At 61.9% G+C, this 12,053-nt stretch carries 16 protein-coding genes; 13 read left to right on the forward strand and 3 right to left on the reverse strand.

Features of this window, described 5'->3' with window-relative positions; translation table 11 throughout:
• Window positions 1-331: tetratricopeptide repeat protein (locus Rhe02_RS42885; RefSeq protein ID WP_203914277.1), on the forward strand; the 331-nt coding region annotated here is incomplete at its 5' end.
• Between the two features lie 843 nt (window positions 332-1,174).
• Here Rhe02_RS42885 and Rhe02_RS42890 read toward each other — a convergent pair.
• On the reverse strand, window positions 1,175-1,456 hold the full coding sequence (locus Rhe02_RS42890) for a hypothetical protein (protein WP_203914278.1): 282 nt from the start codon (window positions 1,454-1,456) through the stop codon (window positions 1,175-1,177).
• 304 nt (window positions 1,457-1,760) lie between these two features.
• On the opposite strand from Rhe02_RS42890, the gene Rhe02_RS42895 reads away from it, so the two are divergent.
• From Rhe02_RS42895 to Rhe02_RS42915, 5 genes are all read left to right on the forward strand, one after another.
• The gene (locus Rhe02_RS42895) at window positions 1,761-2,441 is read left to right on the forward strand and encodes a DinB family protein (RefSeq protein ID WP_203914279.1); all 681 of its coding nucleotides are present in this window, start codon (window positions 1,761-1,763) and stop codon (window positions 2,439-2,441) included.
• A complete protein-coding gene (locus Rhe02_RS42900) occupies window positions 2,438-2,692 on the forward strand; it encodes a type II toxin-antitoxin system prevent-host-death family antitoxin (protein WP_203914280.1) in 255 nt (84 codons plus the stop codon). Before Rhe02_RS42895 ends, Rhe02_RS42900 begins: the two co-directional genes overlap by 4 nt.
• Window positions 2,689-2,940 carry a type II toxin-antitoxin system RelE family toxin gene (locus tag Rhe02_RS42905; RefSeq protein ID WP_203914281.1) on the forward strand — a complete coding sequence of 84 codons (252 nt, stop codon included), beginning with the start codon at window positions 2,689-2,691 and terminating at the stop codon, window positions 2,938-2,940. Before Rhe02_RS42900 ends, Rhe02_RS42905 begins: the two co-directional genes overlap by 4 nt.
• Before the next feature lie 522 nt (window positions 2,941-3,462).
• Window positions 3,463-3,927 (forward strand): hypothetical protein, encoded by a 465-nt coding sequence (locus tag Rhe02_RS42910; RefSeq protein ID WP_203914282.1) that lies wholly within the window; start codon window positions 3,463-3,465, stop codon window positions 3,925-3,927.
• Between the two features lie 2 nt (window positions 3,928-3,929).
• Entirely contained in the window at window positions 3,930-5,144 is a 1,215-nt protein-coding gene (locus tag Rhe02_RS42915) for an MAB_1171c family putative transporter (RefSeq protein ID WP_203914283.1), read from the forward strand.
• A 21-nt stretch (window positions 5,145-5,165) separates the two neighbouring features.
• Here Rhe02_RS42915 and Rhe02_RS42920 read toward each other — a convergent pair whose 3' ends face one another.
• Window positions 5,166-6,863 carry a DUF8189 domain-containing protein gene (locus Rhe02_RS42920; protein WP_239124423.1) on the reverse strand — a complete coding sequence of 566 codons (1,698 nt, stop codon included), beginning with the start codon at window positions 6,861-6,863 and terminating at the stop codon, window positions 5,166-5,168.
• A gap of 218 nt (window positions 6,864-7,081) precedes the next feature.
• Between Rhe02_RS42920 and Rhe02_RS42925 the strand changes: the two genes are divergently transcribed.
• Window positions 7,082-7,510 carry a helix-turn-helix domain-containing protein gene (locus Rhe02_RS42925; RefSeq protein WP_203914285.1) on the forward strand — a complete coding sequence of 143 codons (429 nt, stop codon included), beginning with the start codon at window positions 7,082-7,084 and terminating at the stop codon, window positions 7,508-7,510.
• A gap of 171 nt (window positions 7,511-7,681) precedes the next feature.
• On the opposite strand, the gene Rhe02_RS42930 is transcribed toward Rhe02_RS42925, so the two are convergent.
• Window positions 7,682-8,317 (reverse strand): HAD family hydrolase, encoded by a 636-nt coding sequence (locus tag Rhe02_RS42930; protein ID WP_203914286.1) that lies wholly within the window; start codon window positions 8,315-8,317, stop codon window positions 7,682-7,684.
• A 106-nt stretch (window positions 8,318-8,423) separates the two neighbouring features.
• Between Rhe02_RS42930 and Rhe02_RS42935 the strand changes: the two genes are divergently transcribed.
• The 6 genes from Rhe02_RS42935 (at window position 8,424) to Rhe02_RS42960 (ending at window position 12,028) form a co-directional block, all read left to right on the forward strand.
• The gene (locus tag Rhe02_RS42935; RefSeq protein WP_203914287.1) at window positions 8,424-9,062 is read left to right on the forward strand and encodes a hypothetical protein; all 639 of its coding nucleotides are present in this window, start codon (window positions 8,424-8,426) and stop codon (window positions 9,060-9,062) included.
• Window positions 9,063-9,173: 111 nt separating this feature from the next.
• The gene (locus tag Rhe02_RS42940; RefSeq protein ID WP_203914288.1) at window positions 9,174-9,485 is read left to right on the forward strand and encodes a hypothetical protein; all 312 of its coding nucleotides are present in this window, start codon (window positions 9,174-9,176) and stop codon (window positions 9,483-9,485) included.
• Window positions 9,486-9,575: 90 nt separating this feature from the next.
• On the forward strand, window positions 9,576-9,908 hold the full coding sequence (locus Rhe02_RS42945; protein WP_203914309.1) for an ArsR/SmtB family transcription factor: 333 nt from the start codon (window positions 9,576-9,578) through the stop codon (window positions 9,906-9,908).
• Window positions 9,908-10,633: a cation efflux transmembrane domain-containing protein gene (locus tag Rhe02_RS42950; protein ID WP_203914289.1), complete on the forward strand. Its 726-nt coding sequence runs from the start codon at window positions 9,908-9,910 to the stop codon at window positions 10,631-10,633. The genes Rhe02_RS42945 and Rhe02_RS42950 overlap by 1 nt, the downstream gene beginning before the upstream one ends.
• On the forward strand, window positions 10,633-11,577 hold the full coding sequence (locus Rhe02_RS42955; protein ID WP_203914290.1) for a cation diffusion facilitator family transporter: 945 nt from the start codon (window positions 10,633-10,635) through the stop codon (window positions 11,575-11,577). Before Rhe02_RS42950 ends, Rhe02_RS42955 begins: the two co-directional genes overlap by 1 nt.
• Before the next feature lie 76 nt (window positions 11,578-11,653).
• Window positions 11,654-12,028 (forward strand): hypothetical protein, encoded by a 375-nt coding sequence (locus Rhe02_RS42960; protein WP_203914291.1) that lies wholly within the window; start codon window positions 11,654-11,656, stop codon window positions 12,026-12,028.
• Window positions 12,029-12,053 lie beyond the last annotated feature (25 nt).

Genomic DNA, 12,053 nt, shown 5'->3' on the forward strand with positions numbered 1-12,053 from the left:
CGCCAACCGCCTGGGTGAGGTGGGTAGGCGGGCCGAGGGCCTGGCCGCCGCCGAGGAAGCCGTCGACCTGTACCGCGAGCTGGTGACGCTCAACCGTGACGCCCACCTGCCCGACCTGGCCATGTCGGTCAACAACCTTGCAGTGGCTCTGGGCGAGGCGGGCAGGCGCGCCGAGTGCATGGCCGCCGCCGAGGAAGCCGTCAACCTGTACCGGGAGCTAGCGGCCAACGAACCGTCCCTCTACGCAGAGCACCTTGCCCGCGTCCAACAAATCAAGTCGGCGGTAGAAGATCTGCTCCCAACACAATCGTCTCCACATGGTCAGGCCTGAACACGGCTTCGCCCGCACTGGCGCCACTTCAACTCCACCAACACTCGGCGAAGTGTCACGCATCATCCGGAGCCAGTTCGTAACGCACCAAGCGGAGTCGGACATGCCTGTGATTGATGTCTGTGATGACTTTCTGTACGTCTTTCAAGGCAGCCCTAGCGGGCTGCACACGCCCGCCCAAACGGGGCAGTGGCCGCCCGGCCGCTCCGCTGGGCGGCCACAAAACGCCCCGGGCGGGCGTGACACCCAATCCCGAGGCGCTAACTGACACGTACGTGTCAACGCCCAACCACGACCAGACTTCCCGAATCGACCGACGCCGGCCACGCCATGATCCGGAAGATCTGCGGTATGAGGCGGTGCGGGAGAGGGGGCGATCGTGATGCGGTACACCAAAGATCAAGAGCTTCATGTCGCAGGTCCGTTGGGGGTCCCGCGACGTAGCTCCCGCCGAGGGTCGTCGCTTCGCGCCTCCACCACCGTGCTCTCAAACCTCTCGCCTCCGGCGGGGGCCGCATCAACAACAGGCTGGCTGATCAACGACTGCGACGCACGGTGGGGGAGTTGGGACCCTCCAGGCCCTGCCATCACCTCCGACCCAGGGCAAGCCAGCCAGACCTGCCCGGAGGGGGTCAATGTCGTTCTTCCGGTGGGGAGCTCCACATTGACCCCCTCCGGGCAGGCCCGACTCACGGTGTGTGGGTCGGCGGCAGCGGGATGGCGGGTCACCCTTGTCGCTGCGCGACGGACAAGCTAGTGGCGTTCCCGGACAAGCCAAGAGCCGCAACAGGAATCCCCACCCCAGTTGCGGCTCACAGGTTGGTTGTCGCAGGTCAGGCTGGCCTAGAACGGTGGCGGTCCGCTTCCGAGCAGACGGATGTTGGTGGCGACGTGACTGCCGATTTGGACATTCTGCAGCAAGACCTCGCCGGTCTGCCCTCCCGGCAGCTCGATCAGAATGTTCTGACCTTGCGAGCCGAAGAAATTGGCGTGCTGATCGTCGGGAAGGAAGGTGCCCTCCCAGGACCAGAGTCCTCGAACTTGCTTGCTGCGCAGGCTGGCAGCCCCACCCGGCCGACTCCCGTCGATCAGATGAAGCGTGGCCCGCTCCGTGTAAGTTCCCATGGATCCACAAGTTAGAACATGTGTCTATCAAATCGTTGACTGAGTTGATTTTGGCGATTCTGTGCCTTACTGGTACAAACGTTCCAGCGCTTCGGTGTAGCAACGCGTGTAGCAACCCGCCCGGACATCGACGAACTGTCCAGGTAGCCACTACCGGTTCGCCAGCGAGCCGAGGACGGGGCAGGATCGCCGCGAACCGCCGCCCAGGTCTTACAAGCGGAGGGTCACAGGTTCGAACCCTGTCGCGCCCACTTTCACACTCAGGCTCTTTGCCTTACGCCTCAACGGGTTTAGTGTGCGCTCTGTGCGGACGGTCTCGGTTTACGTGGAGGACGATGTCGGCCTGGCTTTCGATCATGGGACAGCCGCTTGGGTGTTCGACCTCGACCTCTGGGGCGTCTGTGGCCAAGGACCTGACGAGCCTTCGGCGCTTGCCGACCTTCGCCGCAGGGTTCCCAACGATGTCGATTTGGCGGTAGCTGAACGGATCGAAGGTGATGAGCAAGCATTCTTGCGTGACCATCAACCTAGCACCGCGCAGGAACGGCAGATCACCATGGCGATTTTGGCCGAGACCCGGCCACAGACACTCCACCTCGTAGGTTCAAATTCTGACCGGCTGCTGGATTGGGACGACGCGAGTCGCGTCCTGCCGTCTTTCGCCAGATGGCGGACGCTGCGCCAGATCGCCTGGCACATAGCCGATACCGAAAGTCGCTACTACCTGCCAATGGTGGGCCTGGGTTACCGCGAACGCGCCGCCAACTTGCTTACGGAGCTGCGCGACTCGTTCGCTCACGTTCGCAAGACTCTGGCGTCAATGCCCAAGGACATGTTGCGCGAAGTGGATGGCCAGACATGGACATCCGCCAAAGTCCTGCGCCGACTGGCGTGGCATGAGCGAGGCGAACTCGCGGTTATGAGAAGCCTCCATGATCGCGGTACGCGCACACTCTCACGTACAGATGGTACGCTCTGTACGTGACGACTCCGGAAGTGAAGATTACGGATGCGCGAAGCCGCTTGGCGGACATCGTGCGGGATGCGTCGATGCTCAATGAACCCACGGTGATCACGCAGAATGGTCGGCCGGCTGCTGTGGTGATTGGGTTCGAAGAATGGAAAGAGCTTGCTGCCATTCGTGATGCGCGGATAGTGGCCAGGATTCGGGATCGCGCGAATACCGCGGAGTTTGTGAGCCATGAGGATGTGTTGCGCGAGGCGGACATCCTGTGACCTACAAGATCCGCTGGGAGGTCACGGCGTTTCGGGCATGGCGCAAGTTCGACGCAAAGACAGCATTGATGATTCTGCATGACGTCACAGATCTATCGGGCAATCCGTTTCCCGCGGCTTCGACGGCCTTGGTCGACAGCGACGGATTGCGTCGACTGCGAGTTGGCAACTACCGCGTGATCTGTGAGGTTGCGGAAGAGGTGGTGACCATATGGGAGGTAGGCCACCGAAGCGAGATCTATAAGTGAGTGCGCGAGGGCACGAGTTCCAGCATTGTTGGGGTTGGCCTGCCGAAACAGGCTCGAACCCTGTCGCGCCCACTTTTCACATTCAGGCCCGGCAAGGCTGAAGTCACCCGACCGAAGCAGCGGTGTTGCTCGCAATGTCGCGCCCTCAGGCTCGCAAGTTGGGGTAACGGGGCCTGTAAAACGAACTCGGTCTGACCGAGATGGCCGGCAGCGACGACTTCATCAAAATCGTTTCGCCGACGCCAGCGTGCTCTGCAGATGCTGACTGACGTGTGGCTCCCCGACGAGGGTCATAATCGGCACGTCCTTGCCGCGGTGCCGGCTGCCGCGGCGACTGTTCTGTGCAACTCGAGGTGGCACCCGCGAGTCCACATTAGAACAGGTTGTACATAGTCAACGGTGTACGTCTGTGTCGCCGCATCGAGCTCGTTGGGGTCGACGCAATCGGGTGACGGGGCGGATAATGGGCGGATGGCTCTGCCTGGTTCATCGATGAGCAGGGTGAGAAGGTTGGCTTCTCAGGTGGCGCTTTCCGACCCGTTCGACTTGAGTGAGCTATGTAGAGGCGTGGAGGCGCAGCGGGGCCGGCGAATCATTCTTGTCGCATTGCCATTGTCGGCGGCTGGTCCATGTGGTCTTTGGCTTGCCACCGATGAGGTTGACTTCATATGTTTTGAGGAGTACACCTCGGTTTTGCATCAGCGACACATCGTGTTGCACGAGCTCGGCCACATCCTGTGTGCGCATTCGAGTCCCCATGCGCTTCATCAGGTCTTGGAGGGGCTGGTGCCGATGCTGAGCCGCGAGGCGCTTCGGAACATGCTTGCCCGGCAGCACAATCGCTACCAGCACACCGATGAGCTCGAGGCGGAGGTGTTCGCCTACGAGGTCTTGTCGCGAGTGGACAGGATGACACGGGCGGCCTCTATTGATCAACAAGAATTGGATGTGGTGCCGCGGCGAATCCTCAGTGCGTTGGAGGCGTAATCGTGAGCCCGGTGCATGGCATCCAGATCGCTCTCATACTGGCTGTAACAATGGGAGCTTTGTCGCGGCTGCGGGCGATGCGGAGAACGCCCGAGGACATCGCGGTCAAAGCGCTCTTCTTTGCATTGGTCAACATCGACATATCGTTGATCCTGGGCCTGCCTGAACCCTTCTGGACGATTTACCGTCTGCTGGGAGAGATTCCCGGCATGGTGAGGCTCTTTACGCATGCCTCGGTGATGGGCATGGCCTATTGTCTTCAAATCTTCACGATGCACTTGGCAAGTCCTGATCTCACCACTTCCGATTTGGATAAGGGTCGAAGGCTGAGGCGTCGCTGGCTATTGGCTGGGCTGGGCGCACTTGTGGTGTGCTACCTCGTTGGCCCGCTGAGGACAGGGCACCCTTTCATCCCTTTCGGGGGCGAGCGCGATCCAGGGGTAGCTGCCTACGTTTCGGTGATACAGCTGTATTGCTGTGTTGCCTTGACCGACGCGCTGCGGCTCTGCTGGCGAAATCGGAACATCACGCTGAAGGCCTTGCGCGTGGGGCTGCGGCTGCTGGCGGGGGGCATGGCATTCGGCATTCTGTTCTGCTTACACAAAGTCGCCTACTTTGTCGCCGTGGCCTTCGGGGCGAAACCTTCATGGCAGGAAAGCGGAACGGCTGGTATTCAGCTGCTCTTCCTTGGGCCGGCTTTGCTTTTGTCCACCGGGGGGCTCATGGCGCCGCGCCTTTTGCCGCGGGTTGAGCGCTGGAGGAGCCGTCGCCGCGCCTACAGGCGCCTCGTTCCGCTGGTCTCGGCGATTCAGGCTGCGGATCCAAATAGCGCCATCGTTGAGCATGCGCATCTGCGCGGCCGCGACGCCCGCCTGCTCAACCAGGTGATCACCATTCGCGACTCGCTCCTGGGCCCGTTGCGCTCGCGTTTGGACCAACGGGTCTACGAGATTGCTTACGATCAGGCCAGCAGAGCCGGACTATGCCACGAGGATGCGAGAGCCACCGCCGAGGCTGCGTGCATTCTCGGCGCGCTGTCGAGTGAGGGGGAGGCCCACAACCCGCTTGCGCCAACGAGTTTCGCGCATCACTCGGATCTGGAATCGGAGGCGAACTGGCTTGCCCGAGTGAGTGCGGCATTTGCCGCATCGGCACCCGTTCGCGCCTCTGGGAGCCGGCATGCTCGACGCAACCCGGGTACGGCCGGTAGGGCCTGAACACCACCGGCCGTACCGGGCTCAGCTGCCGATTCGAATCCAGCTTCCGTAGGCGCCGCCGGGGCTGAGCTGCTGGACAGCCCAGATATACCCGTCGGTGCCCTGGGCAAAGATGATGATCTCGCCAGTGGGCGCCAGCCCGGCGGAGGGATCGCCGGAAAATGTTGGCTGTCCTGAGCCGATCTGAGCCCAGTTCCCGTAGCCGCCGTTTTCTTGCAACTGTGAAACTCCCCAGATCTTGTTGTCGAAACCTCGCGCTACTGCCACCAATACATTGCTCGGGGCGAGCAAAGACGCCGGGCTGGAAGCCATGGTCGCGCTGCCCAGTCGGGACCAGGAACCAAACGCACCGCCCACGTGTGCCTGCGAGACTCCCCATATCCCGCCGTCGGCGGCGCGGGAGTAGATGACGATCTGCCCGCTGGGCGACAACGTGACCGTTGGCTCTGCGGAAGGGGCAAAAGTTGGCTGTCCCGAACCGATCTGGCTCCAGCTCCCATAGCCGCCACCAACGGACAGCTGCGAGACTCCCCAGATCTTGTCGTCATACCCTCGCGCTATGACAACGAGAAGGTTGTTCGCGGCGAGCAGGGACGCTGGGCTGGAAGCCATGGTCACGCTGCCCAGCCGCGACCAACTGCCGTACGCTCCACCTGCTTGCGACTGGGAGACTCCCCATATGCCGCCGTCAGCAGCACGGGCATATATGACAATCTGGCCGTTGGGCGCCAAGGCGATGGTGGGATCCCCGAAACCGGAAAACGCTGGCTGACCCGAGCCGATCTGGCTCCAGCTCCCATAACTGCCACCAACGGACAGCTGCGAGATTCCCCAGATTTTGCTGTCGGTCCCGCGGGCCACCACCACAATCAGCCCGTTGGTGGCCACTAGGGAAACCGGGTAGGAAGCAAATTGGAGCCCGCCCATCCTCGACCACGCCCCATACGGACCGCCCGCCGAGGCCTGGGAAACACCCCACACCCCGGCATCGCTGCCCCTTCGAAACGCCGAGATCAGACGATGCGGCGAGGTCACCACCGCCACGTCGCCCGATGTCACGACGCCTCTTCGGCCCCACTGGCCAAAGTCCGCGGCCCACGCCTCGTTCTTGTCGCATTCCTGGCCCCCGACGAATATGCCGTTGAGGACCTGCCTCACCTGAGCGCGGGAATCCCATAAACCGCTCGACCAGGCATACGTCTGCCATCCCCAATTGATCTTGCCGTTGTCGAAGAGCCGCTTGATCAAGTAATAGCCGCCATATGCTCCGGTGCGGCTGCGCCCAATGACCGATGCGACTCCGTCGAAGTAGGCGTCAATGACTGGCTGCTGTGATGCTGTGGCGTCGAAGTCGACACTGAAATAGATCGGCCTGCCCGGCGGCATGCCGCAGGCGAGCGCTTGCTGTTGTGCTTCTTGAGCATTTGTCGCGCCCTCCGCATAGCCTCTCAGCGGAGCGTCGAGGTCGAATTCCCAATTGCACACAACGTCGATGCCTGCGGCGATGAGGCTGTCGGCCTCGGCTTTTGTGAGGTTCTTGCCGGTGTTATCCCGGCTGAGGTAGCGGCTGACAAAGGTGTAGCCGGCTGCGACGATCGCGCTTGGGCTGGGCCGGCTCCATGAGTAGTCCAGGCCAAGACGTGGGCCGGCCGCAAAGGCTTGACTGGCGATGGGCAGCCCGGCTACGGCGCCTACAACGCTGGCCGCCGAGCCGACCACCAATGTGCGGCGGCTTATCGGCAGGGTGAATGCATCTCGTTTGATAACTTTCTCCGTTTCCGGGCATGCAGCAGCCCTAGTACACGAAAAGATTCTTAAAGTGATCCATCACTGCGTTTCGATCACTTTAATGACTGGAATCTAAGCCCGGCTCGCACGTGATGTCAATACAGTGACTAGAATTGGTACGCCAGTCATTGAGTAACGGGAGGGCAGCGATGGAGGGCCCGGCATCTACGGGTGGGGGGCAAACCCCTCAGACGCTGGCCGAGAAGGTGGACTTCCTTTTCCGGCACATGCATCCGCGGGGCCGCAAGCCGGTCACCCATCCAGAAGTCGCTCAAGCAACTGGGCTATCCACAGGGCTGCTGTCTGCCCTGCGCTCGGGCAAGAACATCAACCCGACCAAAGACACCATCGAGCGTCTTGCTCATTTTTTCGGCGTTCCATCGGCGTTCTTTTTCGACGACCAAACAACAGAGCAGGTGAGCGTCCAGATCGGACTGGTCGCCGCGGTTCGCGACGCCGGCATTGCCAATGCCGCGGCGCGTTTGGTCGGCTTGTCGCAGGGCAGCATCGAGGCCGTCATCGCTCTCGCCAATCAGCTGCGCAAGATCGAAGGTATTAAAGACGTTGGCCCCGATTAGGAACAGGGCGCGCACCCTGGATTCTAAGAATCGGTGCCGCCGGGCGGTGCAACGCGCACATCGACGGCGGCCCTCTTGGCATCCTGTTCTCACCACAGCGCTTTGTGCGACGCATCACGGGACGAAGCAGGGCAAGAAAAGCATGGAGGACTTGGTAAGTGCTCCGTCGGGTTAGTTAAGGATGATGTCCTTCAATTCAATCAGAGTCTCGATTCGATAGCTGGCCTGTGAAAAGTCATGTGCCTTTGTAAAGTCGTTATGGACAACGACACAATCAATGCCGGCTGCCACGGCTGAGTTCAGCCCTCTGAGTGAATCCTCTACGACCAGTGTCTCTTCTTTGGTGGCTCCGAAACGCTTTAAGCCCGCCAGGTACGGCTCCGGGTGTGGCTTGGTGAGTTTGTAGTCTTCGCGAACAAGGACGAAATCCATGAATTGTCTAACTTGACGCTTTTCATGGATGATTTCAAAATCCGCACGTTTTGCAGTCGTCACGATGGCCATGCGGACGTATTTTGCTAGCTCGGCAAGAGCTTCGACGACGCCTTCAATCTCGATGGCTTCTGTTCTCAGATATTCCTGATAGTACTCATTGCGAACCTCACGCAGCCTGCTGATGGTTTGTTCATCAACGCCCGCCGCCCTGGCTTGGGCCCAAGTGCCCAATCCCTGGTTGGTGTCCAGGTGGTATTGATCCCTGTCCAAAGGCAAACCGATGTCCGCCAGGGCGCGTTCTCCAGCTTTGTAATACCAGAATTCGGTATCCACCAGAACGCCATCATGATCGAAGAGTATGTATTTTTTCACTCTCTAATCCTTTCCGGTAGCCGTCGCAATCATGTGCGCATCCAGACTATGCAACGTGAGGAAATCGGATGTTCGGCGGAGGCCCAGGGCTCTAGACTCAGCGTCCATGCCTGACAGGATGTGGTCGCTGGCCGACTTCCGCTTTGACGAAACGATCGACGCTGCCGAGGTGTACCTCAACCGCGGCGATGGTTTCGAGTCGACGGCGCGGGATGAGGCGATCGCGTTCGCTCACGAGCGTGGCGCGAATCTTGTGGCTTGGTGGCCTGCTTCCAGCGAGGCGGGGGATCCATGGTGCATCGTGGCGAAGGTGAGTCTGCCGCTGCGATGGGAGCAGATCCCGATTGGACAGTCGGCCGTCGATGAGCGGCTCTGGTTCGATGCTCCGTGCGGGAAGCGCGACTTCTTGGTTGGCAGCGGCAACACGTTTGTCGGGCGGATGGCGGCGTGGTGTCCCCACCAGGCAGTGAGCTACAACGTTTCGCGTTCGGAAATGGGGGCGATGTCGGAGGAATCCCGCTACTTTGTTGCCGGGTTCCTGGCCGGCAATGCGCCGGGGTATGCGGTTGATGCCGACGGTGAGATCGACGATGCCGACTTGGCCGCTTGGCGGGCTGCCACCGACCGGTTCCGCAGAACGGGATTCTGGTACGGCCGCTGGGGAACGTGCCAGGTATGTGGGTGCGTCCTGCTTCCAGACACTTGCGATGACCGGTGCCACGAGCACTCGACGGTCGATGTCTGAGGATAACGAGCCCTGAAGGATCCTGGGGACGACTGCGGAGCCCGCTGATCCGCTGCTTACCGTGCCGTGGCGGTTGCGTTGCGGTCGGCAGGTAGTTGGTGCGTGGCATCGATGAATTTTCCGTTGGCATACCAGCTCATGGCGGCGAGCACCTGGTCGGGCGATGTCTGCATGTCGGCAAGCGCGAACAGGACGATTCCGTTCCGTCCGTCGATCTTGTTGGTGTATTCGGCCGAGGCTGCCAGCGGTGAGGTGACGGAGGGAATCAGGATAAGGCGGGCGCTGCCCGTTAGGGTCGTGTGTGCCCTGGTAGGGCTCCAGGATCAAGGCGTCGATCTCGGACCAGTACACGGTGCGTTTGATGTCGTTACCGGGCAGGCTGAGACCGGACTCGTCGATGTGGATTGGGGCCGCGCGCAGTGAAGTGATGAGCCAGGTCTGTCATGTTCATGTTGTGCTGAATTCAGCGTTGGCTGTATCGTCTGGGGCGTGAAGGAAGCCGCTGATACCTCGATGTGGCAGGCCGCTGGGTTCGGGCAGGTGCTGGCCCGGTTCGGTCACGCCTTGTCCGATCCGACCCGGGCCCGGTTGCTGCTGGCGTTGCGGGAAGGGCCGGCCTATCCCGCCGATTTGGCCGAGCTGCTGGGTGTGACCCGTCAGAACCTATCGAACCATCTGGCTTGCCTGCGGGGCTGCGGCCTGGTCGTGGCGGTGCCCGAAGGGCGTCGTTCCCGCTATGAGCTGGCCGATGCGCGGCTGGCTCACGCGTTGGGTGATCTGCTCGGGGTGGTGCTCGCCGTGGATCCGCAGGCGTGTCCGGCCGCGCCGGTCGAGGGGTGCTGCTGATGACCCAGCTCGCGGCCCCGCCCGCCATGGCGGATGCGTTGCGGCGCAAGGTGCTGGTGCGCAGGGTTCGGCTGCTTGTCGCCGCCACCATCACGTACAACGTCGTGGAAGCTGTGGTGGCCATCACCGCGGGCACGATCGCCTCGTCGACGGCGCTGATCGGGTTCGGGCTGGACTCGGTCATCGAGGTGGCGTCGGCGGCCGCGGTTGCCTGGCAGTTCTCGGCTGTCGATCACGAACGCCGGGAGAAGGCAGCGCTGCGCATCATTGCCTGGTCGTTCTTCGCGCTGGCCGCTTACGTCACCGTGGAATCGGGCCGTGCCCTGCTGGGTGGCAGCGAAGCGGAACACTCCAGCGTCGGCCTGGCCCTGGCCGCCGTCTCGCTCGGCGTTATGCCGGTGCTGTCCGCGATCCAGCGCCGCACCGGTCGCCAGCTCGGCTCCGCCTCGGCCGTGGCCGATTCCAAACAGACCCTGCTGTGCACCTATCTGTCGGCGGTCCTGCTGGTCGGGCTCGGGCTCAACAGCTGGCTGGGATGGTGGTGGGCCGACCCGATCGCCGCTCTGGTGATCGCCGCGATCGCCGTTCGGGAGGGACGGCTGGCCTGGCGGGGCGACAACTGCTGTGCGCCGATGGCTGTCGCTTTGTCCACCGATGAATCGGCCGATGCCAGCTGTGATGACGGATGCTGTGATACCCGCAAAACCGTTGCAGGGCAACACTGATGAGTGAGCATCAGCACTCCCATGCCGTTAGCGGTGAAGCCGACAAGCGGTGGCTGACCGTTGCTCTGGCTCTGATCATCGGATTCATGGCGGTGGAAGTCGTCGTCGGTATCATCGCCGGGTCATTGGCCCTGATCTCGGACGCGGCGCACATGCTCACCGACGCCGCCGCGATTGTCTTGGCTTTGGTCGCGATCCGGCTTGCTGCCCGCCCGGCGAAGGGCTCCTTCACCTACGGTTTGAAACGGGCCGAAATCCTTTCCGCCCAAGCCAATGGGCTCAGCCTGATTCTGCTCGCCGCCTGGCTCGGCTACGAAGCCATTCACCGCCTCATCGAGGCCCCGGCCGTCGACGGCCGCCTGGTCGTCATCACCGGCCTGGCCGGCATCGCCGTCAACATCGCCGCCGCGTGGGCGATGAGCAAGGCCAACCGGTCCAGCCTTAATGTCGAGGGCGCTTACCAGCACATCCTCAACGACCTGTTCGCTTTCATCGCGACCACCATCGCCGGGCTCATCGTCTGGACCACCGGCTACGCCAGAGCCGACACCGTCGCCTCCCTCGTCGTGGTGGTCCTCATGCTGCTGGCCGGATGGCGGCTCCTGCGCGACTCGGGCCGCATCCTGCTAGAGGCCGCACCCGCGGGCCTCAGCCCGGACGTTGTCGCCCACCGGCTTCTGGACGTTCGCGACGTCATCGAAGTTCACGACCTGCACCTGTGGCTCATCACCTCTGGGCAACCGGCCATCTCCGCACACGTACTCGTCAAAGAAGAAACCGACTGCCACCACATCCGCGTCATTCTTGAAGACCTGCTAAAGCGCGACTACCACATCACTCACGCCACCCTGCAGGTCGACCACGCGTCCGAGCACGAAACCGCTGCCGTAGGCGAAAAACACTGCGCTGAGCCACATGGCGCGTTCCACCGCCACGGTGTATAGCGAACGCAAAGGATCCGCATATCGGCCGCTGTCACCGTGGAGATCCGGACTCTCCAGGTGCTCAGAAAGGAACGGTATGTCGATTCCAGGCAAAGTGGCCCGCGCCATCGGGGCGGCAGGTGCGACCGTGGTGCTCTCCCTTACGCTCGCGGTAGCGCCCGCTCAGGCGGGGTACGGCACGTTGATGGGTTGCCCTGAGGGCTACGTGTGCCTCTACCCAAGCGCAAGCTGGAACAAGAATCATCCATCGATGATGTGGTACTACTACGGCGCTTACAACCTCAGCAACCAATGGGGCATGAAGCGAATCTTCAACAATCAGACCGGCACCGCGTTTGTCCGCACGTGCCTGCAGTACAACGGAATTCAGTGCGACAACATCCTGGCCCCTCTCCTCTACGCGGACTTGAACTTCGATCCCATCAACTCGGTGCTACTCAGTACCTATTGAGAAATCTGGAAACTCATCACGGGCG

It is taken from the genome of Rhizocola hellebori (assembly GCF_016862955.1).
GTDB lineage: Bacteria > Actinomycetota > Actinomycetes > Mycobacteriales > Micromonosporaceae > Rhizocola > Rhizocola hellebori.